Source organism: Rhizobium changzhiense, assembly GCF_013087625.1.
In the GTDB taxonomy this organism is placed as follows: Bacteria; Pseudomonadota; Alphaproteobacteria; order Rhizobiales; family Rhizobiaceae; genus Rhizobium; species Rhizobium sophorae.
This window is the reverse complement of sequence record NZ_JABFCQ010000007.1, coordinates 234,112-257,927: the sequence shown is the minus strand read 5'-3', so window position 1 is coordinate 257,927 and position 23,816 is coordinate 234,112. Positions and strand designations below refer to the sequence as shown.

25 protein-coding genes are annotated in these 23,816 nt (G+C 62.0%); 11 read left to right on the top strand and 14 right to left on the bottom strand.

Features of this window, described 5'->3' with window-relative positions:
• Positions 1-58: 58 nt before the first annotated feature.
• A complete protein-coding gene (locus G9X68_RS28705) occupies positions 59-970 on the top strand; it encodes an acetamidase/formamidase family protein (protein ID WP_171605276.1) in 912 nt (303 codons plus the stop codon).
• A 12-nt stretch (positions 971-982) separates the two neighbouring features.
• Here G9X68_RS28705 and G9X68_RS28700 read toward each other — a convergent pair whose 3' ends face one another.
• The gene (locus G9X68_RS28700) at positions 983-1,885 is read right to left on the bottom strand and encodes a proline iminopeptidase-family hydrolase (RefSeq protein ID WP_171605275.1); all 903 of its coding nucleotides are present in this window, start codon (positions 1,883-1,885) and stop codon (positions 983-985) included.
• Between the two features lie 63 nt (positions 1,886-1,948).
• Positions 1,949-2,761: a helix-turn-helix transcriptional regulator gene (locus tag G9X68_RS28695; RefSeq protein WP_171605274.1), complete on the bottom strand. Its 813-nt coding sequence runs from the start codon at positions 2,759-2,761 to the stop codon at positions 1,949-1,951.
• 130 nt (positions 2,762-2,891) lie between these two features.
• Between G9X68_RS28695 and G9X68_RS28690 the strand changes: the two genes are divergently transcribed.
• From G9X68_RS28690 to G9X68_RS28670, 5 genes are read left to right on the top strand one after another with little or no spacing between them, the layout of a single operon-like run.
• Positions 2,892-3,782, top strand: a complete 891-nt coding sequence (locus tag G9X68_RS28690; RefSeq protein ID WP_171605273.1) for a proline iminopeptidase-family hydrolase — start codon at positions 2,892-2,894, stop codon at positions 3,780-3,782.
• 51 nt (positions 3,783-3,833) lie between these two features.
• Entirely contained in the window at positions 3,834-4,772 is a 939-nt protein-coding gene (locus G9X68_RS28685) for an ABC transporter permease (protein WP_171605272.1), read from the top strand.
• Positions 4,769-5,620 carry an ABC transporter permease gene (locus G9X68_RS28680; protein ID WP_171605271.1) on the top strand — a complete coding sequence of 284 codons (852 nt, stop codon included), beginning with the start codon at positions 4,769-4,771 and terminating at the stop codon, positions 5,618-5,620. Before G9X68_RS28685 ends, G9X68_RS28680 begins: the two co-directional genes overlap by 4 nt.
• Positions 5,617-7,326 (top strand): dipeptide ABC transporter ATP-binding protein, encoded by a 1,710-nt coding sequence (locus G9X68_RS28675; protein WP_171605270.1) that lies wholly within the window; start codon positions 5,617-5,619, stop codon positions 7,324-7,326. Before G9X68_RS28680 ends, G9X68_RS28675 begins: the two co-directional genes overlap by 4 nt.
• Positions 7,327-7,345: 19 nt before the next feature.
• Complete coding sequence (locus tag G9X68_RS28670) at positions 7,346-8,860, top strand: ABC transporter substrate-binding protein (RefSeq protein WP_171605269.1); 1,515 nt, start codon at positions 7,346-7,348, stop codon at positions 8,858-8,860.
• A gap of 78 nt (positions 8,861-8,938) precedes the next feature.
• On the opposite strand, the gene yghU is transcribed toward G9X68_RS28670, so the two are convergent.
• The 8 genes from yghU to G9X68_RS28630 all read right to left on the bottom strand — a co-directional run bounded on the left by yghU (position 8,939) and on the right by G9X68_RS28630 (position 16,419).
• On the bottom strand, positions 8,939-9,814 hold the full coding sequence (gene yghU / locus G9X68_RS28665) for a glutathione-dependent disulfide-bond oxidoreductase (protein ID WP_171605268.1): 876 nt from the start codon (positions 9,812-9,814) through the stop codon (positions 8,939-8,941).
• Between the two features lie 155 nt (positions 9,815-9,969).
• Positions 9,970-11,049, bottom strand: coding sequence for an ABC transporter ATP-binding protein (locus G9X68_RS28660; RefSeq protein ID WP_171605267.1), 1,080 nt, complete (start codon positions 11,047-11,049; stop codon positions 9,970-9,972).
• Positions 11,050-11,083: 34 nt separating this feature from the next.
• Positions 11,084-11,464: a cupin domain-containing protein gene (locus G9X68_RS28655; RefSeq protein ID WP_129417095.1), complete on the bottom strand. Its 381-nt coding sequence runs from the start codon at positions 11,462-11,464 to the stop codon at positions 11,084-11,086.
• A 16-nt stretch (positions 11,465-11,480) separates the two neighbouring features.
• Positions 11,481-12,572 carry a Gfo/Idh/MocA family protein gene (locus G9X68_RS28650; RefSeq protein WP_171605266.1) on the bottom strand — a complete coding sequence of 364 codons (1,092 nt, stop codon included), beginning with the start codon at positions 12,570-12,572 and terminating at the stop codon, positions 11,481-11,483.
• A gap of 2 nt (positions 12,573-12,574) precedes the next feature.
• Complete coding sequence (locus G9X68_RS28645) at positions 12,575-13,402, bottom strand: carbohydrate ABC transporter permease (RefSeq protein WP_171605265.1); 828 nt, start codon at positions 13,400-13,402, stop codon at positions 12,575-12,577.
• Complete coding sequence (locus tag G9X68_RS28640; RefSeq protein ID WP_171605264.1) at positions 13,399-14,346, bottom strand: carbohydrate ABC transporter permease; 948 nt, start codon at positions 14,344-14,346, stop codon at positions 13,399-13,401. Before G9X68_RS28640 ends, G9X68_RS28645 begins: the two co-directional genes overlap by 4 nt.
• A 59-nt stretch (positions 14,347-14,405) precedes the next feature.
• Positions 14,406-15,659 (bottom strand): ABC transporter substrate-binding protein, encoded by a 1,254-nt coding sequence (locus G9X68_RS28635; protein ID WP_171605263.1) that lies wholly within the window; start codon positions 15,657-15,659, stop codon positions 14,406-14,408.
• A 94-nt stretch (positions 15,660-15,753) separates the two neighbouring features.
• A complete protein-coding gene (locus G9X68_RS28630; protein ID WP_168316165.1) occupies positions 15,754-16,419 on the bottom strand; it encodes a GntR family transcriptional regulator in 666 nt (221 codons plus the stop codon).
• A gap of 130 nt (positions 16,420-16,549) precedes the next feature.
• Here G9X68_RS28630 and G9X68_RS28625 point away from each other — a divergent pair, with 130 nt between their 5' ends.
• The gene (locus G9X68_RS28625; RefSeq protein ID WP_171605262.1) at positions 16,550-17,746 is read left to right on the top strand and encodes a Tm-1-like ATP-binding domain-containing protein; all 1,197 of its coding nucleotides are present in this window, start codon (positions 16,550-16,552) and stop codon (positions 17,744-17,746) included.
• Positions 17,739-18,581 (top strand): phosphoenolpyruvate hydrolase family protein, encoded by an 843-nt coding sequence (locus tag G9X68_RS28620; RefSeq protein ID WP_171605261.1) that lies wholly within the window; start codon positions 17,739-17,741, stop codon positions 18,579-18,581. The genes G9X68_RS28625 and G9X68_RS28620 overlap by 8 nt, the downstream gene beginning before the upstream one ends.
• Positions 18,582-18,647: 66 nt before the next feature.
• Here the strand turns inward: G9X68_RS28620 and G9X68_RS28615 are convergent, their stop codons facing one another.
• Positions 18,648-19,499, bottom strand: a complete 852-nt coding sequence (locus G9X68_RS28615; protein ID WP_171605260.1) for an NAD(P)-dependent oxidoreductase — start codon at positions 19,497-19,499, stop codon at positions 18,648-18,650.
• Positions 19,500-19,709: 210 nt separating this feature from the next.
• On the opposite strand from G9X68_RS28615, the gene G9X68_RS28610 reads away from it, so the two are divergent.
• From G9X68_RS28610 to G9X68_RS28600, 3 genes are all read left to right on the top strand, one after another.
• Positions 19,710-20,177, top strand: coding sequence for a universal stress protein (locus G9X68_RS28610; protein ID WP_171605259.1), 468 nt, complete (start codon positions 19,710-19,712; stop codon positions 20,175-20,177).
• Positions 20,178-20,320: 143 nt separating this feature from the next.
• The gene (locus tag G9X68_RS28605) at positions 20,321-21,235 is read left to right on the top strand and encodes a DnaJ C-terminal domain-containing protein (protein ID WP_171605290.1); all 915 of its coding nucleotides are present in this window, start codon (positions 20,321-20,323) and stop codon (positions 21,233-21,235) included.
• Between the two features lie 2 nt (positions 21,236-21,237).
• The gene (locus G9X68_RS28600; RefSeq protein ID WP_171605258.1) at positions 21,238-21,561 is read left to right on the top strand and encodes a chaperone modulator CbpM; all 324 of its coding nucleotides are present in this window, start codon (positions 21,238-21,240) and stop codon (positions 21,559-21,561) included.
• A gap of 16 nt (positions 21,562-21,577) precedes the next feature.
• Here G9X68_RS28600 and G9X68_RS28595 read toward each other — a convergent pair whose 3' ends face one another.
• The 3 genes from G9X68_RS28595 to G9X68_RS28585 are packed head-to-tail and all read right to left on the bottom strand — an operon-like array spanning position 21,578 to position 23,750.
• On the bottom strand, positions 21,578-22,507 hold the full coding sequence (locus tag G9X68_RS28595; protein WP_171605257.1) for a phosphatidate cytidylyltransferase: 930 nt from the start codon (positions 22,505-22,507) through the stop codon (positions 21,578-21,580).
• Complete coding sequence (locus tag G9X68_RS28590) at positions 22,504-23,124, bottom strand: lysophospholipid acyltransferase family protein (RefSeq protein ID WP_168307735.1); 621 nt, start codon at positions 23,122-23,124, stop codon at positions 22,504-22,506. The genes G9X68_RS28595 and G9X68_RS28590 overlap by 4 nt, the downstream gene beginning before the upstream one ends.
• Positions 23,121-23,750: a CDP-alcohol phosphatidyltransferase family protein gene (locus G9X68_RS28585; RefSeq protein ID WP_171605256.1), complete on the bottom strand. Its 630-nt coding sequence runs from the start codon at positions 23,748-23,750 to the stop codon at positions 23,121-23,123. Before G9X68_RS28585 ends, G9X68_RS28590 begins: the two co-directional genes overlap by 4 nt.
• Positions 23,751-23,816: the final 66 nt, after the last annotated feature.

Here is a 23,816-nt window from a genome sequence, read left to right as displayed (position 1 = left end):
CGCCGGGCAGTTCAGCCGCAGGCTCATGACATTCGAAACGAGCGAGAGCTGTATTTTCATGACCACTCACCGCTTCATTCCGACGAGCTTTCACAATGTCATCGGCTCTCTTCCGCCGGCCCTGCACATAGCCGACGGCGATACCGTGGTGACCGAAACGCTCGATGCCGCCGGGCATGGCAAGGACGGCATCAAGCGGGCATCCGGCCCCAATCCCATGAACGGCCCGATCTTCGTGGAAGGTGCAGAGCCCGGAGATGCGCTGAAGGTCGAGATCATCAGCATGATCCCGACCAGGGACACGGGTTTTACAGGCAGCGTCGTCGCCGCCAATGTGGTCGATCCCGAGGCGGTTCGCGACCTGCCGCCGCGTGATATCGCCGTCTGGGCGATCGACCGCGAAGCCCTGACCGTCCGGCTTTCCGAGCCGGTTGCAGGTCTTGAAAATTTCGTTCTGCCTCTCGCTCCGATGATCGGCTGTTTCGGCGTGGCGCCCCGCCTCCGCCAGGCGATATCGACGGCAACCAGCGGCGAATATGGCGGCAACATGGATTATCGGCTATTCGGCCCCGGCACCACGGTCCGCTTGCCCGTATCGGCTGCCGGTGCCCTGTTCTTTCTCGGCGACTGCCATGCCGTGCAAGGGGATGGCGAGATCGTCGGAACCGGCGTCGAGACGACGTTCGAGGTCACGGTGCGGCTGACGGTGGAAAAGAAGGCCGGACTGATCTGGCCGCGCGGAGAAACGGCCGAAGACATCTTCACCATCGGCAACGCCCGGCCCCTCGATCAGGCGCTCCAGCACGCGACCAGCGAAATGTTGAACTGGCTGGCCTCGGATTATGGCCTGGACAGGACGGCGGCCAGTCATCTGCTCGGCCAGGTGGTGCGTTACGATGTCGGCAATGTCTTCGATCCGGCCTATACGATGGCTTGCCGTGTCGCCAAGAAATGGCTGGTTCGCCGATAGGCGACCGCTTCCTCAATCGTGCCGGGAGAGGAAACCGGAAACGGTCGCCAGGCAAAGCTGCTTTTCCTCCACATGCGGCATGTGGCTGGAATTTTCGAAGAGCACCCATTCGCAGCCGGGAACGTGTTCGAGATAGGGCCTTACCACCAGGGGTGTCGCCTCGTCATATTTTCCCGAGATCAGCAGCGTCGGGGCTTCGATGCGGTCCAACCTGTTCTCGATCGTCCAGTCCTTCATCGTGCCGATGACGTGAAATTCGGTCGGGCCGTTCATGTTGCGGTAGACGGTGTTGTCTTCGTCCATGATCGCAAAGGTCCGCGCCACTTCAGGCGGCCACGGCACCACCCGGCAGACATGGCGGTCATAGAAGACGCGCGAGGCGGCGATATATTCCGCATCGGTGAGGCTTCCCGCCAGTTCATGCTTCGAGAGCGTGTCCTGCACCTCCTTCGGCAGTTCCTGCCTCAGCCGGTTCGCCTCCGAAACCCAGGTATGCATGTTGGCCGGCGAGTTGGCGATGACAAGCGCCTTCAGGCCTTGCGGCCGGCGCACCGCGTGTTCGGCGCCGAGCATGCCGCCCCAGGACTGGCCGAGGAAGGCATAACGATGCTGAATGCCGAGATGGGAAAGCAGCGCGTCCAGTTCTTCGAGAAACAGGCCGACCGTCCAGAAGTCCGGGCCCTTTTCCGGAAGGCGGGTGGAGTTGCCATTGCCGAGCTGGTCGTAATGGATGACCGGACGACCGTCGAGGGCGGCTATATCCTTGAAGGAATCGACATAATCATGGGTGCAGCCCGGTCCGCCATGGGCGACGACGAGAGGCAGCTTGCTGCTCTCCAGCGAGCCGGTGACGCGATACCAAGTGCGATAATCGCGAAAGGGCAGATAGGCTTCTTTGGTCGTGACTTCCCCCACGGGCGTCTCCATCTCTTAGCAATGAGAAAACACATAACGCGGCGGCAACGGGGAAGGCAGCTATCACAAGTTATAGGGTGGCCAATTATGGGTCGGCCGGTCTTCGAGCAGGCGGTAATGGGTGGCGCGAACCACGGCCTGGGTGCGGTTGCGGGCGCCGAGTTTCTTTGTTGCGGCGTTCAGATGCATCACGACGGTCGGTACGGAACGTTCGATGATGCGGGAAATTTCCTTGGCGGAATAACCTTCCGCCGAATGGCGCAGGCATTCCCGTTCCCGCTCGGTCAGGCGGATCGTGCCGACGCTCTTCGCCCGCGTGTCGAAAAGCGAATAGGCGGTCTCATGGAAGACATGGGCAAGCAGGTTGAAGTCGGCGATATAGCGTAGCGCGTGCCGTTCGAACTCTTTGTTCCGGCCGAAGCGGATGCCGGTGACGGTCGCATAGTCGCCGCGTGGCATATGGACCGGCACGGTGACGCCGGTCGACATATCGCGTTCGCGCAAATAGCGCGTCACCGGTGCGGTGTCGTCGGTCATGAAACGGTTGATCAGCGTGTCGGCGTCAGGGTCGTAGTTCCAGAAGAAGGGTGCGGAGGTGCGCAGCGCCACCTGCTGCACCGGATCAATGCGGAAATAACCGCGATTGAACCAATAGTCGTGCATGTCGTCTGAGATATTCCGCAGCTTCAGCAGGGATGGTATCATGATCGCGCCGTCGAGATCGTAGGGCACCGGCGTATAATCGTAGATCAGCGCCTCGAAACCGATCTGCTTCATCGCCTCAAAGGCCTGGTCGATCCGGCCGTCCAGCGTGTCGTGCGCTGTAAACTGCCGTCGGATCGTTCCGATGTCGTCAAGAATGGGGTCGTCAAGCATGGGCTGCTCCCGGGGTTCGGCATTGCGGCCCACCCTATCACTTCTTATAGCTGGCACTGAATGCGGTTTAAGGTAAAAATTTAGCCGTGCCCAAATATTGAGCAAGCGAAATCTTCTGCCGGAGCGATCAATGTGGCGTGAAATACGGCCGGACGAGCGATTCGAGATCGATGTCGATGGCTATCGCGTCGTTGCCTATAGTTTCGGGACCGGCAGCGAGACGGTATTCTGCCTGAATGGCGGGCCGGGCCTGCCCTGCGATTACCTGCGCGAGGCGCATTCCTGCCTCACCGACAAGGGCTATCGCGTCGTCGCCTTCGACCAACTCGGCACCGGCGCTTCCGACCGGCCGGACGATCTCTCGCTCTGGACGATCGGCCGTTATGTCGAGGAGGCGGAGACGGTGCGCAAGGCATTGGGGCTTGGCAGGGTCCACATGCTCGGCCATTCCTGGGGCGGGTGGCTGGCGATCGAATATGCGCTGACCTATCCGGAAAACCTCAAGACGCTGATCCTCGAAGATACCGTCGCCGACATGCCGCATCTGATCCTGGAGCTGGAACGGCTGCGCGCAGCGCTCGGCCCCGAAACCGTGGCGATGATGCAGAAGCATGAGGCGCAGGGCACCTACAATCATCCGGAATATCTCGCTGCCGTCACCATCCTCAACTATCGTCATGTCTGCCGTCTGCCGGAATGGCCGGCGCCGGTGCGCCGCTCGCTCGACGACTGGAACATGGCGCCCTACGCGACGATGCAGGGGCCGAACGAGTTTCTCTACATCGGCAACCTCAAGGATTGGAACCGCATCCCCGATCTGCCGCGGCTGACGCTGCCCGTGCTGATCACGACGGGAGAGCATGATGAGCTGACACCGGCATGCGCGCTCAGGATGAAGCTTGCGCTGCCGAATGCCGAACTGAAGGTATTTGCCAATGCCAGCCACATGCCGTTCTATGAGAACCCGCAGGACTATTATCCAGCACTTCTCGATTTTGTCGCCCGGCACAAGGCAGGCTGATGCAACAGGAAGCGGACCGAACCAGACGAAGACAAAGGGGCGATCGCCGTCATGCATCGCTATAAATTCGTTCTGACGCGACCGCTGCAGTTCCTGCCCGTCATCTTCGGCATCAGCGTCATCACTTTCATTCTGGTCCGGCTGATCCCCGGCGATCCGGCACGCAACATTCTTGGCACGCGCGCCACACCGGCGGCTCTTGCCAGCATCCGCGCCCAGTACGGCCTCGACCAGCCGATGTGGCTGCAATATGTCTATTTCCTCAAGAACCTCGCCAATGGCGAGATGGGCAAGTCGATCCTCTACAAGATCGACGTGCTGAAGCTGATCGTCACCCGTATTGAGCCGACGCTTGCGCTCGTCGTCTCCAGCGTCGTGCTTTCGGTCTTGATCGCGGTACCGATGTCGGCGATCGCCGCACGCAATGCCGGCCGGGCGCCGGATCATGCGGTGCGCATCGTCTCGACCTTCGGCATCGGTTTTCCGCCCTTCTGGCTGGGGCTGATGCTGATCATCCTGTTCAGCGTCGAACTCGGCGTGCTGCCGGTTTCGGGCTATGGTGCGACGATCGGCGAAAAGCTGTCGCATCTCGTGCTGCCGAGCCTGACGGTCGCGCTGTCGCTCTCGACCGTGCTGACGCGCAGCCTGCGGGCGGCGATGATCGAGCAGCTGAAATCGGATGTCGCGACGGCGGCGCGGGCCCGCGGCATGCCTGAAGGCATCGTCTTCTGGCGGCATGTGCTGCCGAATTCGCTGGTGCCGACGATCAATCTGCTTGCCGTCAACATCGGCTGGCTGATCGGCGGCACGGTGGTGGTCGAGAGCGTATTTGCTCTGCCCGGCATGGGACAGCTGCTGGTCAGGGCGATCTTCTCACGCGACTACATGGTGGTTCAGGGCGTCGCCATGGTCTTTGCCTGCGCCACCGTGCTTATCAACTTCATCGCCGACACCGTCACTGTCGCCGCCGATCCGAGGGTGAAGCTATGAGCATCGAGGCGATCGTCCCCGCCTCCCCCGGCTGGCGCCGGTTCTTCGGCCGGCGGCCGATGCTTGTGCTCAGTGCCGGCCTGCTGCTGTTCTTCGTCCTGCTGGCGATCGGCGCGCCCATCGTCGCGCCTTACGACCCGATCATGCAGAATGCCGAGGTGCGCCTGCAGGCGCCTTCGCTGTTGCATCCCTTCGGCACCGACAATTTCGGCCGCGATATCCTCTCCCGCGTTATCTGGGGCGCGCGCCTCGACCTGCAGATGGCACTGATCGGCGTCATCTTCCCTTTCCTGATCGGCACGACGGTCGGCACGATCGCCGGCTTCTTCGGCGGGATCGTCGATGCGCTGTTCATGCGCCTCGTGGATATCATCCTCGCCTTCCCGTTCCTGGTGCTGATGCTGTCGATCATCGCGATTCTCGGTCCCGGCCTCGGCAGCTTCTATATCGCCATGGCGCTGGTCGGCTGGGTCTCCTATGCGCGGCTGATCCGGGCGCAGATGCTGGTGCTGAAAAGCAGCGACTATGCCGTTGCCGCCGTCAGCCTTGGCTTCAGCCGCCCGCGCATCATGTTCCGCCACCTGTTGCCGAACGCGATCGCCGGCTCGATCGTCTTTGCGATGTCCGATGCGACGCTGGTATTGCTCAGCGGCGCCGCCGTCAGCTATCTCGGCCTCGGCGTCCAGCCGCCGATCGCCGAATGGGGCGTCATGGTCGCGGAAGGACAGAGCTTCATTACCACGGCTTGGTGGATCACGTTGTTTCCCGGCCTCTCCATCGTCTGCCTCGCCTTCGGTTTCAGCATGCTGGGCGATGCGCTCGGCGAACTGCTGGGGGTGCATGAATGAGCCGCTCCGTGCTGTCCGTCCGTGATCTTACCGTCAAGGCACATGTCGATTCCGGCCCGCGTACGCTCATCGATTCGGTGTCGCTCGATCTCGGCAAGGGCGAGATTCTCGGCCTCGTCGGCGAGAGCGGCTCGGGCAAGAGCCTGTTCTGCCGCTCGCTGGTGCGCCTGCTGCCCTCCTCGCTGCTGAAGATCGAAAGCGGTAGCGTGCTGCTGGAAGGGCGCGACCTCATGCGGATCGACGATGGCGAGATGCTGAAAGTGCGCGGCGGCGAGATCGGCATGATCTTCCAGAACCCGACCAGCCATCTCGACCCGGTAATGCGGATCGGCGACCAGATCGCCGAGGGCATCCGCTATCACCAGGAACTCGGCGCTCGCGAGGCTCGCGGCGCGGCAACGGAAATCCTGGCGCAGGTCGGGTTTCCCGATCCCGTGCGCCAATACGACAGCTACCCGCACGAATTTTCCGGCGGCATGCGGCAGCGGGCGATGATCGGCGTGGCGCTGTCCTGCAATCCGAAAATCCTGATCGCCGATGAGCCGACCACGGCGCTCGACGTGACCATCCAGGCGCAGATCCTGCGGCTGTTGATGGACATTCGTGATCGGCGCGGCCTGTCGATCATTCTGATCACCCACGATCTCGGCATCGTCGCCCAGACTTGCGACCGCATCGCCGTGCTGCGCGGCGGCAAGCTCATCGAAGAGGGGCCGAAGCGGACGATCCTGGCGCGGCCTCAGCATCCCTATACGATCAATCTGATCAACAGCCACCCTTCCATCCCGGGCGACACGGCCGCGCCGCTGCTCGAGCTTGCAGCGGCCAGCCAACCGGCAAGGCCATTGCTCGAAATCGACGATCTCCATGTGCGCTTCAGAGCCGGCGGCGCCCTGCTCAGGGGCGGCGCCAAGACGGTCAGCGCCGTTGCCGGCGTCAGTCTGCAGATCATGCCGGGCGAGACGGTCGGCATCGTCGGCGAATCCGGCAGCGGCAAGAGCACGCTTGCCCGCGCCGTGCTCGGCCTCACGCCGCTTTCCTCGGGCCACGTCACCTTCGACGGCGTCGATCTGGCGCTGCAGAAAAGCGCTGGCCTGGCAAAGCTCAGGCGCGAGACGGCGATGGTCTTCCAGGACCCATACAATGCGCTCAATCCGCGGCTGACGATCGGGCAGATGTTGGCCGAAGTGTTGAAGGTGCAGGGCAAGGTCGCGAGGAGCGATATCCCGGCGCGGATCGGCGAACTGCTCGATCTCGTCGGCCTCGAACGCGAATTCGCCGGCCGCAAACCGCGCAGCATGAGCGGCGGCCAGTGCCAGCGCGCCGGCATCGCCCGTGCGCTTGCCGTTGATCCGAAGCTGATCATCGCCGACGAATGCGTGGCGGCCCTCGACGTCACCATCCAGGCGCAGATCATCGAGCTCTTCCGCGAGCTCACGGCGAAGATGAACCTCACGCTGATGTTCATCGCCCACGACCTCGCGATCGTCCGCAATCTCTGCGAACGCGTCGTCGTGATGTATCGCGGCGAAATCGTCGAGGAAGGTTGTTCCGAAGAAGTCTTCGCGCGGCCGAAGCATCCCTATACGGCGGCGCTGATCGCCGCCATTCCCGACATCGATCCTGACAAGCGGCTGCTGCAAGACGCCGACGGCAAGGACGATCCGCATTCTATGCCGATCCAACCCATCAAACGCATGCCATAACAACGAAGGGAACGAACTCATGACAAACAGGTGGAAATCAATCGGGCTTGCAGCCTTGCTCGCCGGTCTGACGCTCAGCGCAAGCTATGCCGAGGCCGCCGGTGTGCTCACCATCGGTCGCCGCGAGGATTCGACGACATTCGATCCGATCAAGACCGCGCAGAACATCGACAACTGGGTGTTCTCCAATGTCTACGACGTGCTGATCCGCGTCGACAAGACAGGCACGAAACTGGAGCCGGGCCTCGCCGAAAGCTGGACCACTTCGGATGACGGGCTGACCTACACCCTGAAGATTCGTGACACGAAGTTCTCCGACGGCTCGCCGCTGATGGCGGAAGACGCCGCCTACAGCTTGCTGCGCATCCGCGACGACCCCGCCTCGCTCTGGAGCGATTCCTACAAGGTGATCGACACGGCGGTCGCGACCGACGCGCGCACGCTGACGATCAAGCTCAAGAACCAATCGGCGCCGTTCCTCTCGACGCTGGCGCTTCCCAATGCCTCCGTCATCTCCAAGAAGGGCATGGAATCGCTGGGTCCCGACGCCTATGGCGAAAAGCCGATCGCATCCGGCGCCTTCGTGGTCGAGGAATGGCGGCGCGGCGACCGCGTCATTCTGAAGAAGAACCCGAATTTCTGGCAGGCCGACCGCGTCAAGCTCGACGGCGTCGAGTGGATCTCGGTGCCTGACGACAACACCCGCATGCTGAACGTTCAGGCGGGCGAACTGGATACGGCGATCTTCGTTCCCTTCTCCCGCGTCGAAGAGCTGAAGAAGGACCCGAACCTCAACGTCGATATCGACGCTTCGACCCGCGAGGATCATCTTCTGATCAACCATGCGCATGGCGCGCTCGAGAAGAAGGAAGTCCGCCAGGCGCTGGACCTTGCGATCGACAAAAAAGCGATCGTCGATACTGTCACCTTCGGCCAGGGCACGGTCGCCAATTCCTACGTTCCGAAGGGCGCGCTCTATTATTATGCCGACAATCTGCAGCGGCCTTATGATCCTGCAAAGGCAAAGGAGTTGCTGGCGGCCGCCGGCGCCTCCGATCTGACGCTGAACTACCTGGTGCGCGCCGGCGACGAAGTCGACGAACAGACGGCCGTACTGGTCCAGCAGCAGCTGCAGAAGGCCGGCATCACCGCCAATCTGCAGAAGGTCGACCCGAGCCAGGAATGGGACATGCTCGTTGCCGGCGACTACGACGTCTCGGTCAACTATTGGACCAACGACATTCTCGACCCGGACCAGAAGACCACCTTCGTCCTCGGCCACGATTCCAACAACAACTATTTGACCAACTACAAGAACGAGGCGGTGAAGGAACTGGTCGCCAAGGCGCGTCTCGAGCTCGACCCGAAGAAGCGCGAACAGATGTATGTCGATCTGCAGAAGATGGCCAAAGACGACGTCAACTGGATCGACCTCTATTACAGCCCCTATATCAACGTCTCGCGCAAGAATATCGAGAACTTCTACCAGAACCCGCTCGGCCGGTTCTTCCTGGAAGATACGGTCAAGAATTGAGTTCGGGCAGCATGCAGATGCTCCGCCGCCGTAAAGCGGCGGAGCCTATCGCTGCAGTAAGTGGCTGATGCCGCTTGCTTACTCGGCGGCCGCAAGTTTGTCCTGCGTCCTGGTGTCGAAGTCGCTGGCGTCGTGGCGCTCGTGTAACTGGCTCGAGGGCTCGCCGGAGAGGCGGTTGACCATCCGGCCGCGTTGCACGGCCGGCCGGCTGTGAATGGTGTCGGCCCAGCGCAGCACGTTCTTATAGTCCTCGACCTGCAGAAACTCGGCTGCGCCGTAGGTCCACCCCTTCACCAAACCGCCATACCAGGGCCAGACGGCAATATCGGCGATCGTATATTCGCTGCCGCCTAGATACTCGCTTTCGGCCAGGCGACGATCGAGCACGTCGAGCTGACGCTTCACTTCCATGGCGAAGCGGTCGATCGCATATTCGATCTTCGTCGGCGCATAGGCATAGAAATGGCCGAAGCCGCCGCCGAGATAGGGTGCGCTTCCCATCTGCCAGAACAGCCAGGACAGGCATTCGGCGCGGTCGGCTGGCTCGGTCGGCAGGAAGGCGCCGAACTTCTCGGCGAGATAGGTAAGGATGGCGCCGGATTCGAAGACACGGATCGGCTTTGGCCCGCTGCGGTCCATCAGCGCCGGTATCTTGGAATTGGGATTGACTGCGACGAAGCCGCTTCCGAACTGATCGCCATCGCCGATCTTGATCAGCCAGGCGTCATACTCGGCACCTTCATGACCAAGCGCCAGTAGTTCCTCGAGCATGATCGTGACCTTCTGGCCGTTCGGCGTTCCGAGCGAATAGAGCTGCAGCGGATGGCGGCCGACTGGAAGCTCCTTGTCATGCGTCGGTCCCGCGATCGGCCGATTGATGCTGGCGAATTGGCCGCCATTCGCCTTGTTCCAGGTCCAGACCTTCGGGGGTGTATAGTCGGGAGAACCGCTCATCTTTCAAACTCCTGGCATTGGTCAGACAGAGTGCGGCGCAGGTTGGGTTGCCGCATTTTTCCTGACATAGCAGAGGCGATGAGGTTTTGTCACAGGTGTCGGCGCGGTTTCACGCAATCGTCAGAGTTTTGGCAAAGCTGAAGAAAACGGCTGCTTCAGGCATCCGCCTCGGGAAGACGCCTGCCTGTTGCTGCTGAAAATAGGTGTTCGGTGGCGGCCCGCAAGGCGAAGCGGATCGTGTCGCCGGGCCTTACGGCAATGCGCTCGCGAAACAGCATGTTGACGTTTTCTTCGCCGATCCGGGCGACGACCTGTACCTCTGCCCCTGTCGGCTCGACGACGACGATCTTCGCCGGCGTTCCTTCGTCGGCGATGACGAACTGTTCCGGCCTGATGCCGTAGATGAGCTCTTCACCGGGATCGGCTGTGCCGGGACGCAGCGACAGTGGCATGGCGACGCCGCTGTTCGTGCGGAAGATCGAAGGGGCGTCGGCCTGGATGCGGCCCTTGAGCAGGTTCATCGGCGGCATGCCGATGAAACCGGCGACGAAGGTGGTTGCGGGGCGATCATAGATCTCCAACGGAGTTCCGATCTGCTCGACGATGCCGTCACGCATGACGGCGATGCGGTCGGCCATGGTCATCGCTTCGGTCTGGTCGTGGGTGACGTAGACGGTGGTGATCTTCAGCCGCTGGTGAAGCTCCTTGATCTCGGCGCGCATCGCCACGCGCAGCTTGGCGTCGAGATTGGAAAGCGGTTCGTCGAAGAGGAACACTTTCGGATCGCGTACGATCGCGCGGCCCATGGCGACGCGCTGACGCTGGCCGCCTGAGAGATGGCGCGGGTGGCGGTCGAGATAGGGTTCCAGCTTCAGGATCTTTGCGGCGGATTGCACCCGGCGGCCGATCTCGTCCTTGGCCGTACCGCGCAGCTTCAGGGAAAAGCCCATATTCTCGGCCACCGTCAGATGCGGATAGAGCGCATAGCTCTGGAACACCATGGCAATGTCGCGCTCCTTCGACGGCAGGTCGTTGACCATGCGGCCGCCGATCGAAAGCCGTCCGTCCGAGATCGTCTCCAGGCCGGCGATCATGCGCAGCAGCGTGGACTTGCCGCAGCCGGACGGTCCGACGAGCACGATGAATTCGCCATCTTCGATATCGACGTCGACGCCGTGGATGACCGGCAGGCTGCCGTAGGACTTGCGGATGTTGTGAAGCGCAATCGACGCCATGATGATAGTCCCTCCCCCACGAGACAGGATGATTTCAGGCCGCGCCCTCGCCTTCATGATTGACCGCCGTCCTGGTGCCGGAGGAAAACATGATCAGGGCGAAGAGCGGTTCGGTACCGAGCGCGCGCGCCCAGTGACGGACATTGCGGGGTATCCGGATGGCGTCGCCGGCTTCGAGACGATAGAGCGCATCGCCGAGCTTGTGCTCGCAATGGCCGGAAACGACGTAGAGAATTTCCTCGCAATCCGGATGCGAGTGCAACTGGTTGCGCTCGCCGGGATTGATCCGGCAGGTGCCGAAGGTCATCTCGGCGCCGGGCGTGCCGTCGCCGGTGATCTTCCAATTGAGTTCGCCCCATGTGGTCGGCATGAATTCGCCGCCGGCTTTCCTGAAAATGACATCGCTATCGCTCAAGGCTGTTCCTCCCCTGTCAGAGATTGGTGGTGACGCCGGCATCCGCGCGTCTGTAGAATTCGAAGAGCTTCATGATCTCGCTGGCGATTTCGAGCGTGCCCCTGGAGATCGGCGTGCCGGAGAGGATCGCATCGGTCAGATGCAGGATTTCGGGCACATAACCGAGATAAAACAGGTTGTTGTTGTAGAGCTGGCCGAGCGAATGCTCCGGTTCGTAGAACAGCGCCGCATTCTCGTCCGGCTGGATGAAGCTTGCGGCGCGGCCGTAGGACGGCAAGTCGGCCTTGCGGAAGTAAGTCAGCCGGCTGCCGTTTTCGACGATGGCGTTGGCGCCTTCGCCGATGATCTCGACCCGCTCGAAGATGCTGCCGCCGGACTGGCCGGCGGCAAGATGCAGCGTGCCGATCGCGCCGGAGCGGAAGCGCAGGCTGGTGACGGTCGCGCCCGTCAACGCTTCCCATTCGTAACCCGCACGTTCGATCTCGCCGCCGAGGAAGTTGAGGATGGCGCCTGGATGGTAGATATGGTCGAGAAAGCTCTGCATCTTGACGAGATCGGCGCGGTCTTCTGGGCTCGGCAGGCTCTGGGGATAGCGGACATTGATCGAAGTCAGCCGGCCGAAACCGGGCGAGCCGATCAAATCCTTCAGCTTCTCGATGGTCGGGAAGAAGGTCTTCTTGAGACCGGTCATCACCATGCGGCCGGCCGCCGCACTTGCCGCCTGCAGCCTTTCGATATCGGCAAGGCTTGCCGCCGTCGGCTTCTCCATCCAGACGTGAGCGCCCGCGGCAAGCGCGTCGAGCGCCAGATCGGTTGCCTGCACCCGGCCGTCAGGATGATAGGCGGTGACGAGAAAGACCAGGTCCGGCTTTTCCCGTGCGAGCATTTCGCGATGATCGGTATAGGCTTTCCCGGCGCCGAAGAGCTTGGCGAATTTCTCGGCGCGGCCGAGATCGAGATCGCAGATGCCGGCAAGTTCGACCGGCGCGTAACGCAGCGCCGGATAGACATTGCGATAGGCATGGCCGCCGGCGCCGATGAAGCAGGCCTTGATACGGTGGTCGTATTCGAAGTTGTAGCGGATTTCCCGCTGGACATGATGCGACATGGTCAGCCCTTGATTGCTCCCTGCGTCAGCCCCTCGGTAAAGCGGCGCTGCATCAGGATGTAGAGAAGAATGATCGGCAGGAATGAAATGACGGTCCCGGAAAAGACCAGGCGGTAGTCGGAAGTATAGGTGCTGGCGAAACGGACCAGCCCGAGCGGCAGCGTCTGTACCTCGGGACTGATCAGCACGATCAGCGGCAGGAAAAAGTCGTTCCAGGTGGAGAGCGCGCTGATGATGACGAGCGCCTGCACCGCCGGCGTGGAGATCGGCAGAAAGACCTTGGTGAGGATCTGCAGATGGGAGGCGCCGTCGATCTTGGCGGCCTCGATCAGATCATCAGGCACGCCGATGAAGAAGCTCCGCATCAGGAAGATGCCGAAGGGAATGCCGTTGCTCACCTGCACCAGGACGATGCCGGTCAGCGTGTTGACGAGATTGAGCCCGAAAAGCACCTGGTAGAGCGGGATGACGATCGCCTGGACCGGCACGGTCAAGCCGAGGATGAAGGCGTAGAACAGCCATTCCCGGCCGGGAAAACGGATCTTGGCGAGCGCATAGCCGGCAGGCGCGCAGGTGATCAGCGACAGGATGACGACGCCGATGAGATTGATGAGGCTGTTGCCGACGAGTTCACCGAACCCGCCGATCTGCCATGCATCCAGATAGTTCCGCCACATCAGGTCGGCGGGCCAGGTGAAGGGGTCGGCCTGGCCGATCTCGGCCTCGGTCTTGAAACTCGAGACCACCAGCCAGATGAAGGGGGCAAGGATCAGGATCAATGCCGGGGTCAGCGCCAGCGCCACCGGCCATTCGCGATTACGGACGCTCATTGCGAAAGCCTCGCGCGCCAGCGGTTGAAGACGATGGTGATGGTGATCGCAAGCAGGCTGAGCAAGATGCAGAGCACCGCCGCAAGCCCGTGGTCCTGGGACTGGAAAGCAAGCCGGTAGATGTAGGTGGTGATCAGCTCGCTCTGATAGAACGGCCCGCCATTGGTCATGACGAAGACGGTGGCGAAACCCTTTAACCCGTTGATCATCGCCAGCGAGACGACGAAGGTCGTGACCTCGCGAAGCCCCGGCAGCGTCACGTAGATCAGCTTCTGGAAGGCGTTGGCACCGTCCACTTCGGCCGCGTCGTAGAGCGAGTGGTCGATGTTCTGCAGACCGGCGATGAACAGCAGCATGTAAAGGCCGAAGCCCTGCCACGAGCTTGCGACATTGACGGAAAAGAGCACCAAAGCGGGATCGGAAAGCCACCCTTGCGTGAAGGCGCCGAGCCCGATCCGCGTCAGGGCCGTATTCAGCAGGCCGAAGAAGGGATCGTAGATATTGGCCCAGATGACGCCGACCACCGCCAGCGACACCAGATGCGGCAGGAAGAAGGCGGTTCGGAAGAAGACCTGGGTGATCCGCAGCCTGCTGACGGCAAGCGCCAGCAGGAGGCCAAGCCCGCCTGCCATCACCACATGATAGGCCAGCCAGAGGAAGGTATGGACGAGGCTCTTCCAGACGATCGGATCCTGTGCCGCCTTGGCATAGTTGTCGAAGCCGACGAAGCTGGCGGAGGTATTGAAGCCGGCGGAGCTGTTGAAGCTCAGCCAGAAGGTGGCGGCGATCGGCAGCAAGGTGAAGGCGGCATAAAGGGCGAGCGCCGGCGCCATCAGCCACAATGCGGTGCGGGCATCGCCATCGGATGAACCATCAGATGAGGCGGCCCCAGCCGTCCGGCGTTCGGACATACGGGCGGACAGGCCGCCCGTATGTCCCGCCATGGCAGGCGCATCCCTGAGAGGAGCCACGACCTTGCTTCCGGGCGTTTCTGGAATGACCACTATTTCGCCTCTGCCATCTTCGCCTGGATCTGCTTCATGCCTTCCTCGCCGCCGATCTGGCCGGAGATCAGGCCCTGGATGACCTGAAAATAGGTGTCGAGCACCGGCCCGGGCAGATAGACGCTCGGATTGTAGCCGACGCCGCCGGCGGCAGCGGCGAAGATGTCCTTCAGCACTGGTGTCGGCGGCTCGACGCCCGGAATTTCGCGCGGATAGATCATCGTGCTTGCCGGGTCCTGCGCGCGCTTCTTCATCACCGCATCCGACAGCATGAAGTCGATCCACTTCATTGCGAGTTCCGGCTGCCTGGAATTGACCGGCACCAGCCAGCTCCAGCCGACACCGCCGGTCGGTATCGCTGCACCCTTGATGTCGGAAGGCATGGGTGCGTAACCGGCGTTGGCGAGGTCATAGCCAGCCTTGCGGGCATTGGCGGTGAACCACGGGCCGGCGACGAACATCGCCGCGCGTTTGTTGAACCAGAGGCGCGAAGCGCCGTCGAGATCGAGGCCGGCCATTTCCTTCTTGATGTAGCCCGCCTCGACCAGCTTCTGCAGCCGGATGGCGCCGGCGGCGACCGAAGGTTCGTCCCAGGCGATCTCGCGGCGCAGCGCCTTGCCGATTGCCTCCTTGCCGCTCGCCGATTGTAGCAGATTGCCGAAGAGGTGGCCGGCGCTGCCGGTGGTGCGAGGACCGATGGCGATCGGCTGCAGGCCGGTCTCATGGATCGATTTCATCAGCGCTTCGAATTCGGTCCAGGTCGCCGGGATCTTCCAGCCGGCCTTTTCGAAAATATCCTTGTGATACCAGATGCCCAATGCATCGAGGCCATCGGGAACCTCGTAGATCTCACCGCCGAACTGGCCCTTCAGCTCGGTGTAGAGCCAGCGATAGATCTCGTCCTTCCAGCCGCGTTTTTCATATTGCTCGGTGAGCGGAATGACCTGCTTGGCATTCCTGACGACGCTGATGCGGCCGATGCCGGAATTGGTGAGGATCACATCCGGGCCGGCATCCGACTGGATCGCCGCCTGCACCGCGCCGTTGCTGATCGTCCCGGTCGGCGGCATGAATTCGACGGTGACGCCGGGATTGGCCTTTTCGAAATCGGCCTTGATGCCGTTCCACAGCTGCGCTACCAGCGGTTCGGTGATCTGCTCCGGGCCCCACATCTTCAGGGTTTCGGCATGCGCCAGCGAACTTGCGGCGATCATCGCCACTAGCGCCGTGCTGCGGGCAAGAAATTTCAGCATTGCTCCCTCCTCTTGGGGCCGCTCCACGGCCACGTTTTTCGATTGCTGAAAAGGAGACCTCCCTCTCCTTCATTCCACCTGGCGTTCCATTCGGTTAACGCGCCGGATTCTCCTTCTGAAACCGCGCCATGACGGCCTGCTGGACATCGCTGATATGCGCATGCATCAGCGCCTTTGCGCGCGGGATGTCGCGCGCCCGGAACGCCTGCAGGATCTGATCGCGCTCCTCGGCCGCCCTTTCGGCCAGATCGCGGCTCTCATTGGCGATCGAGCGGCAGATCTGGATCTGCAGCGCGAGCCGCGCTAGCGTTTCGATCAGCGGCGCGCTTCCCGAAAGTTCGGCGATGGTCTCGTGAAACTCCTTGTCGCGGATGCCGTAGGTCGCCATGTCGCCGCGGCGGAGTGCCGCCACCGCCTCATCCAGCATGCGTTCGAAGCCGGCGATATGCCGGTCGCTCATCTGCGGAACGGCAAGTTCGACCGCGAAGCATTCGAGTGTCTTGCGAAGCTCGTAGAGGTCGTCGATCTCCTTTGGCGTGAAACTGCGCACGAAGAAGCCGCGATAAGGCTTGATCTCGATCAGCCCTTCCTTGGCGAGCGTGCCGATTGCCTCGCGAAACGGTGTGCGGCTGACCTGCAGGCGTTCCGTCAGTTCCTTTTCGTCGATCGAGACGCCGCTCGGCAGCTCGCCGGAGACGATCAGGCGAACGATTTCCTCGTAGATCCGCTCGCGAAGGGTGAGGTGGCGCGGTGCGTTCATGGTCTCCATTTCCGTCTGGCGTTCGTGATTTAAGTATGCAATATACGAAATAATATACAATATGGAAAATACAAAACTGAGAATTTTATCGAAAGAAAGTCGGAGACCGATCAAAAATGGAGGAAAACCAATGGGAAAGGTCTATATCGTCGGCACCTGCGACACCAAGGGCGCCGAACTGAGCTACGCCAGAGAGGTGGTCTTTTCGGCCGGAGCCGATGCCGTGCTAGTCGATGTCGGCACGCTTGGGGAAGGTGCTGCCGCCGATATCCAGGCACGCGAAGTCGCCGAATTTCATCCTCAGGGTGCCGCGGCCGTGCTCGGGCAGACCGATCGGGGAGCCGCAGTTTCGGCGATGGCCAAGGCCTTGGTGGCGTTCCTAAAATCGCGCAACGACATCGGCGCCGTCCTTGGCCTTGGCGGAACCGGCAATACCGCGCTTGTGACGGAGGCTATGCGGACGCTTCCCATCGGCCTGCCGAAACTGATGGTCTCGACGGTCGCCTCAGGCAATGTGGCGCCCTATGTCGGACCGAATGATCTCACCATGATGTATTCCGTCGTCGACGTCGCCGGCTTGAACGCGATCTCGCGCAGAGTGATCGGCAATGCCGCAAACGCGGTAGCCGGCATGGCCCGCAACCCGATCCCCGCCTCTAGCGATGATCGCCCGGGCATTGGCATGACCATGTTCGGCGTCACCACCTCTTGCGTGACCCAGATCCGCGAGATGCTTGGCAAGACGCATGAGATCTACGTCTTCCATGCGACCGGCGTCGGTGGCCAGTCGATGGAGAAGCTTGCCGATTCCGGTCTGCTGCAGGGCGTGATCGACGTGACGACGACGGAGGTGCCCGACCTTCTCATCGGCGGTGTCTTTCCGGCGACCGAGGATCGCTTCGGCGCCATTATCCGCACCGGCCTGCCCTATGTCGGCTCGGTCGGCGCCGTGGATATGGTGAATTTCGGCGCGCGGGAAACCGTGCCGGCGCCCTTCCGCGACCGCAGGCTTCACGTCCACAATGCGCAGGTGACCCTGATGCGCACCACCCCTGAGGAAAACCGCAGGATCGGTGCTTTCATTGTCGAACGGCTCAACCGGATGCAGGGTCCGGTTCGCTTCCTGCTGCCGCTTCAGGGCGTTTCGGCGATCGATGCTGCCGGTCAGCCATTCTATGATCCCGAAGCCGACGAGGCGCTGTTTTCCGCCATTCGTGCCGGCTGGCGCGACGCGCCGAACAGGCGCCTCGTCGAGATAGACGCCCATATCAACAGCCCGGAATTCGCCACGGCACTCGTTGCCGGCTTCCATGAGATCCATGCCTGAGGAGAGAGTTTTGACCCCCATCGACAGAAACGAAATTCTGAACAAGCTGCGTCGCAAGATCGCCGAGGGCCGGCCGATCATCGGCGGCGGCGCCGGCACCGGCCTGTCCGCTAAGAGCGAGGAGGCCGGCGGCATCGATCTGATCGTGATCTACAATTCCGGCCGTTACCGCATGGCCGGACGCGGCTCGCTTGCCGGCCTGCTAGCCTATGGCAATGCCAACGAGATCGTCAAGGAGATGGGCCGCGAAGTCCTGCCGGTCGTGCGCCACACGCCGGTGCTTGCCGGCGTCAACGGCACCGATCCCTTCATGCTGCCCGATCACTTCCTCGACGAGCTGAAGGCAATGGGTTTTGCCGGCATCCAGAACTTTCCGACCGTCGGGCTGATCGACGGCACGTTTCGTGCCAATCTCGAAGAGACCGGCATGGGCTTCGATCTGGAAATCGATATCATCGCCCGCGCCAAGGCCAAGGACATGCTGACCACACCCTATGTCTTCAGCAGCGAGGACGCCGTTGCCATGACCAAAGCCGGCGCTGATATCGTCGTCTGCCATCTCGGCCTGACCACAGGCGGCGCGATCGGCGCCGAAACGGCGCTGACGCTCGACGGATGCGTGGAGAAGATCAACGAATGGTCGGATGCCGCAAGGTCAGTCCGCGACGACATCATCGTGCTCTGCCATGGCGGTCCGATCGCCATGCCTGCAGATGCGGCCTATGTGCTTGCCCGCTGCAGGGGTTGCAACGGCTTTTACGGCGCGAGTTCGATGGAGCGCTTGCCGACCGAGGTCGCGATCCGGGCCCAAGTCGAGCAATTCGCGACGATATAGGCATGGCCTGGATCGGGCACGAAGCCTGCTGCCGGCTCCACCGATGTGGGGTGCCGGCGGCGGAGGTCAGTTGTCGGTTCCAGGGCGTCCGATGATCCCGTCCAACTGCCCGACGAGCATGCGGCTCCCCTCCACGTCGCTCGCCATCCCGGCAAAGACGTCCGCCATGCCGCGGAAGATGGTCGCGGCCGGATCATCTTCTCCCAGGAAATCGGCGATCTCCTGCATTTCGGCAACCCATCGATAGGCTTTCGGATACATGTCGGGAATGGATCTCGACAGCTTGCGATCGATGTCGGGAAGGCTTTCGGAGAGCTCCGCCTTCAGGCTTTCGGCAGCACCGGAACGCGATGCGGCAAGCAGCATGGCGGTGCCAAGGCCGATAAATCCCTTGTTGATGCCGGCATAACACATCTTCAGTGCCGAGGCGGCGCCGAGCGGTCCGTCGAGCCTGCGGATCCGCAGGCCGCAATCCTCGAGCAGCCTGCTCGGCTTGGCACTATCGCCGCTGATATAGATGGTCGGACCTGATTTGCCGGCGACCGGCGGCCCGCCGATGATCGCACCGTCAAGCACCTCGACGCCGCTGCCTTCGAAGCGTGCCGCCAAAGCCTGCATCGTTTTCGGCGCAATCGCGTTGAGGTCGACGAAGGGCGGCGGCGCTTGCATTCCGGACGATATGTCCGCGACGAGTTCGGCGACCTTGATCGCCTCCGCCGGCGGAACGATCGACAAGATCAGATCGGCCTGCGTCAGCTCCTGGCGGCCGACCGGCACCATGCCGGCTGCCTTTGCCCGCGCAATCGTCTGCTCGCTCCTGCCCTCGAGATAGGTCAGCACCGTAGCGCCGTGGTCGATCAGCCGTTTGGCGACGGCACTTCCCATCGCACCCGATCCGATAATCGCAAAATTCGGCATGTGAACCTCAATCGATCACGTCATCGGGTTAGAACTGTTGCCGATGGCCATATCGTCAACTGCGACGATTCAGCCGGAAGCCCCTTCCGAAGAGCTGGCCGCTTCGTGCGCGCTGCCGTTACGGCACGTTTTCTTGATATTCGTCAATGCCGGGACGGTCGACACCGGTATGATCGGTGCTATCATTCGCATTCGAGGATATGGATTTCAATGTATCGGACGATCATCTGCGGCATCGGCATGGGTCCCCGCCAAACGGCCAGCCGCCTTCTGCGCCGGGCTGCCGCGCTGGTGGATGAAGGCGGAAGCATCGTCGTCATGCACGTCATCGAGAATATCCCCCACCGTCACCTGACTGAGCTTCCCGAGGAATTCGAAACGACCGCCATCGTCGACGCCGAAAAGAAACTAGCATCGCTCTGCAAGGAGATGGAAATTCCGGCGATGATCGAGGTTCGCATCGGCATTGCCGCCTCCCTGCTCGTCTCCGTCGCAAAGGAGAAATCGGCCGATCTTATCCTGGTTTCATCCCATGTGACCGATATCACCGACTACCTCTTTTCCTCGATCGTCGACAAGGTCGTGCGCCATGCCGGGTGCTCGGTTCTTATCGATCGACGCCCCGATCACGCGCAGGAAGATTCGGCGTCCGCAGGGGAAGACGCGGCGTTGTTCTAAGCTCTGGAGAGCTTGCGTGACAGCGGCGCTTTATCGGATTGACGTCGATCAGAGTGGTCGACCTCCCCTCCTCGGCGGCGGCCCGACAACCTATATCATTGCCAAGCCAACCAGCAGTATTCGCTGCCCGACCGGAGACATGTATGAGCCAGGATCCCTACGAGCTTCTGGGCGTGAAACGCGATGCGACGCAAAAGGATATTCAAAGCGCGTTCCGCAAGCTCGCCAAGAAACTTCACCCCGACCTTAACCCCGGCGACAAAAAAGCTGAGGAACGGTTCAAGCAAATTTCAACGGCCTACGAGATATTGAGTGACGAGCAAAAACGCGGACGCTTCGACCGCGGCGAGATCGATATAACGGGCGCCGAGCGGGCGCAGCGCAATTATTACCGCGACTACGCGTCGAAGAGCGGGCCTGGCGATCCCTACCACAACAGCGCCGGCTTTGCCGATTTCAGCGATGCCGACGATATCTTCGCCAGCTTCTTTTCACGTCGTTCCGGCGGCGGCCAGACCCGTGGTCGTGGCCGTGACCGGCAATTTTCCATGGAGGTCGACTTTCTCGAGGCCGTCAACGGCACCAGGACGGAGGTCAAGATGCCGAATGGTCCGGCGCTCGACGTACAGATCCCGCCGGGGACGCGCGACGGCCAGACCTTGCGACTGCGCGGCAAGGGCGAGCCGGGCATCGGCGGTGGACCGGTGGGCGATGCCCTGATCGAAATCCGCGTGCGCCCGCACCGCTTCTTTACGCGAGACGGCGACGATATCCGCCTGGAACTGCCGATCTCCCTCAGTGAGGCCGTGCTTGGTGGCAAGGTTCGCGTGCCGACGCCGTCGGGACCGGTCAATCTGACCCTGCCGCCTCATTCGAACACGGGCAAGGTCCTGCGTCTCAAGAGCAAAGGTGTTCCAAAACGCGGCGGCGGACACGGCGACGTCTACATCTCGCTGAAGATCGTGCTGCCCGACGCCCCGGATGAGCGGCTGACCGACTTGATGAAGGAATGGGCGACGGCAAACTCCTACGATCCGAGAAAGAACATGGAGGCTTGATCATGGATGATCTCGAATTCCGTCTTTACTTGAAAATCGACATCGTCCAGCTCGACCTCTGGGTCGAACAGGGTTGGCTGATCCCGGAGATATCAGGCGGCCAGAGGCAATTTCGCGACGCCGACGTCGCACGCGCCCGGCTGATCCTGGACCTCATGGGAAACATGGGTGTCAACGAAGCCGGCGTCGATATCGTCATGGAGCTGGTCGACGAGTTGCACGGCCTGCGGGGAACCATGGGCAAGCTGATGACCGCCATCGGCAAGCAGGAGCAGAATGTTCAGCGCCGGCTGTTCGAGAGCCTCGAGGAGATCGACCGGCCTTAAACGATCGGCCGAATTCTCAGGTGGTGAACCAGTAGCGGACGATGTGGAAGAACAGCGGTGCGGCGAAGGTGATGGAGTCCAGGCGGTCGAGCACGCCGCCATGGCCCTCGATCACATAGCCCCAGTCCTTGGCATTGAGATCCCGCTTGATGGCCGAGAGCACGAAACCGCCGAAGAAGCCCGCGACGACGATGACCGTGCTGATGGCAGCGGCCTGCAGCGGCGAGAACGGCGTCAGGCGATAAAGCAGCGTTCCCACGAGGATGGCCGAGGCGCCGCCTCCGACCAGTCCTTCGATCGTCTTCGACGGGCTGATATTCGGCGAGAAACGGTGCTTTCCGAGGAGCTTGCCCCAGACATATTGGAAGACGTCGCTGAGCTGCACGACCACGACCAGATAGACGAGAAGGAGCGCCGACGGCGTGCCGGTCTCCAGCATGAGCAGTGCGGGAGCGTGGCTGATCGAATAGACCGTCAGCATCAATCCCCATTGCACTCTGGCGGTCCGCGCGAGGAATTCGTTGACGTCGCCTGTCAAGGTCGCCACCGCCGGCAGGATCAGGAAGGCATAGACCGGGATGAAGATCGCAAACAGGCCGTACCACTCCGTTCCGAGCAGCACGTAATGCAGCGGCAGCACAACGAAGAAGGACAGGAAAAGCGCCAGATGATCGCCGCGCCGCGATGGTGTCAGCGTCCAGAATTCGCGAAGCGCCATAAAGGACAGGAATGCGAACAGGATGACGGTGGCCGTATCGCCGAGCAGGATCGCGCCGCCGAACACTGCGACCATGATCCACCAGGAGCGGATACGGGCGTTGAGGTTCTGAACGGTGGCGACGGAGCCGGGTTCTGTCGCGCGTCGCTGCAGGATGAAACCGATGGCGGAGGCGACGGCAAGCAGACCGAGGATCGCGGCCAGCACAAGGGAGAACAGGCTGGTCATGCCGCATGCCCCCCATCTGCGAGATCAATGACCGCGGCACGGGCGCGAGCCAGGAAGGCGTCCTTTTCCTCGCCGGGTTCGACGCGGAGCGGCTTGCCGAAGCGCGCCGTGCAGGTGATCGGGACGATCAGCATGCTTCCCTTCGGCAGGATGCGCTGAAGGTTGTCGAGATGGATCGGCACGAGATCGACATCTGGAAAACGGCAGGCGAGGCGATAGATGCCGCTGCGGAACGGGGCGATCTCATCGGTGGCACTTCTCGTCCCCTCGGGAAAAATCAGGATCGAACGGCCTTCCTCGAGCAGGCGCTCGAGAGGCTCCAGCGGGTTGCTGTCCGGCGGAGGCTTGCGGTCTATCAGGACGGCGCGCAGGCCTTTCTCGGCGATGAAGCGGCGAAAGGCGTTGGTTCCCCAGTAATCTCGTGCGGCGACCGGATGGGTCAGCCGGCGCACCGGCCACGGCAGGGCTGCCATGACGGCGACGGTATCGACATGGCTGTTGTGATTGGCGAAATAGATGCGGCGGCGGGGATCGGGCGCGCAGCCCCGCCATTCACTTCGGGCGCCGACCAGGATACGGACGAACAGCACGAGAAGGCGACGGATGAGCGCGATCATAGTCTCTCCAGGGAACGGGCAAGCGTTATCGTGCGTGTGATGCAGGTGACAAGGCTGCCGGCCGCGATGACCGCGCATGCCAGGATCAGCGACCAGTGGCTGCCTGATATCAGCGTCTCGACGCTCTGGGCGAGGAGGCCCGCCGTCAGCACCGCCATGCGGCGCTGCTTGGCCATGATGCCGCTGAAGTCCTGGGGAAGGCCGACCGATCCTCCGAAGACCCTGATATAGGCGGTCAGTGCGGCGAGTAGAGCAGCGAGCCAGCCGAGCCAGCCAAAGCCGCAGGCATAGCCAGCCGCGACGAGAAACAGGCTGTCGGCGACCCGGTCGGGAAATTCATTGTAGAGCGGTCCGCTCTTGGTTTTCTTGCCGCCTTCGATCGCGACCATTCCGTCCAGCAGATTGCAGACGAGCCGCAGTTGCACCGAGATCGCGGCGCAAACCATGGCAATCGGATGTGTTGTGAAAACGATGAGGGCTGCGCCTATACCCGCGAATACGACCGATAAAAGCGAAATGCCGTTCGGTGTCGCGCCGCTCCGCGCCAGCCACGCGCTCAGGCCGATGGCCCAGGACGACGACCGGCTCGCGATCGGTCGCCGCGAGGCGCCCTCTTCTTCCCCCATTTCATGTCCCCCAACCCCGATGATCCTTGCATATCGTGCCGACGTCGTCACGCCAAGATGTAACAC

Excerpts from the sequence above, each read along its gene's own strand:
- G9X68_RS28695 (WP_171605274.1), bottom strand. The coding sequence starts at position 2,761 with ATGCTTGACGACCCCATTCTTGACGACATCGGAACGATCCGACGGCAG.
- G9X68_RS28705 (WP_171605276.1), top strand. The coding sequence starts at position 59 with ATGACCACTCACCGCTTCATTCCGACGAGCTTTCACAATGTCATCGGC.
- G9X68_RS28645 (WP_171605265.1), bottom strand. The coding sequence starts at position 13,402 with ATGAGCGTCCGTAATCGCGAATGGCCGGTGGCGCTGGCGCTGACCCCG.
- G9X68_RS28650 (WP_171605266.1), bottom strand. The coding sequence starts at position 12,572 with ATGTCGCATCATGTCCAGCGGGAAATCCGCTACAACTTCGAATACGAC.
- G9X68_RS28660 (WP_171605267.1), bottom strand. The coding sequence starts at position 11,049 with ATGGCGTCGATTGCGCTTCACAACATCCGCAAGTCCTACGGCAGCCTG.
- yghU (WP_171605268.1), bottom strand. The coding sequence starts at position 9,814 with ATGAGCGGTTCTCCCGACTATACACCCCCGAAGGTCTGGACCTGGAAC.
- G9X68_RS28585 (WP_171605256.1), bottom strand. The coding sequence starts at position 23,750 with ATGGGGGAAGAAGAGGGCGCCTCGCGGCGACCGATCGCGAGCCGGTCG.
- G9X68_RS28620 (WP_171605261.1), top strand. The coding sequence starts at position 17,739 with ATGCCTGAGGAGAGAGTTTTGACCCCCATCGACAGAAACGAAATTCTG.
- G9X68_RS28640 (WP_171605264.1), bottom strand. The coding sequence starts at position 14,346 with ATGGCGGGACATACGGGCGGCCTGTCCGCCCGTATGTCCGAACGCCGG.
- G9X68_RS28615 (WP_171605260.1), bottom strand. The coding sequence starts at position 19,499 with ATGCCGAATTTTGCGATTATCGGATCGGGTGCGATGGGAAGTGCCGTC.
- G9X68_RS28595 (WP_171605257.1), bottom strand. The coding sequence starts at position 22,507 with ATGACCAGCCTGTTCTCCCTTGTGCTGGCCGCGATCCTCGGTCTGCTT.
- G9X68_RS28635 (WP_171605263.1), bottom strand. The coding sequence starts at position 15,659 with ATGCTGAAATTTCTTGCCCGCAGCACGGCGCTAGTGGCGATGATCGCC.
- G9X68_RS28590 (WP_168307735.1), bottom strand. The coding sequence starts at position 23,124 with ATGATCGCGCTCATCCGTCGCCTTCTCGTGCTGTTCGTCCGTATCCTG.
- G9X68_RS28680 (WP_171605271.1), top strand. The coding sequence starts at position 4,769 with ATGAGCATCGAGGCGATCGTCCCCGCCTCCCCCGGCTGGCGCCGGTTC.
- G9X68_RS28675 (WP_171605270.1), top strand. The coding sequence starts at position 5,617 with ATGAGCCGCTCCGTGCTGTCCGTCCGTGATCTTACCGTCAAGGCACAT.
- G9X68_RS28630 (WP_168316165.1), bottom strand. The coding sequence starts at position 16,419 with ATGAACGCACCGCGCCACCTCACCCTTCGCGAGCGGATCTACGAGGAA.
- G9X68_RS28610 (WP_171605259.1), top strand. The coding sequence starts at position 19,710 with ATGTATCGGACGATCATCTGCGGCATCGGCATGGGTCCCCGCCAAACG.
- G9X68_RS28605 (WP_171605290.1), top strand. The coding sequence starts at position 20,321 with ATGAGCCAGGATCCCTACGAGCTTCTGGGCGTGAAACGCGATGCGACG.
- G9X68_RS28685 (WP_171605272.1), top strand. The coding sequence starts at position 3,834 with ATGCATCGCTATAAATTCGTTCTGACGCGACCGCTGCAGTTCCTGCCC.
- G9X68_RS28625 (WP_171605262.1), top strand. The coding sequence starts at position 16,550 with ATGGGAAAGGTCTATATCGTCGGCACCTGCGACACCAAGGGCGCCGAA.
- G9X68_RS28690 (WP_171605273.1), top strand. The coding sequence starts at position 2,892 with ATGTGGCGTGAAATACGGCCGGACGAGCGATTCGAGATCGATGTCGAT.
- G9X68_RS28670 (WP_171605269.1), top strand. The coding sequence starts at position 7,346 with ATGACAAACAGGTGGAAATCAATCGGGCTTGCAGCCTTGCTCGCCGGT.
- G9X68_RS28600 (WP_171605258.1), top strand. The coding sequence starts at position 21,238 with ATGGATGATCTCGAATTCCGTCTTTACTTGAAAATCGACATCGTCCAG.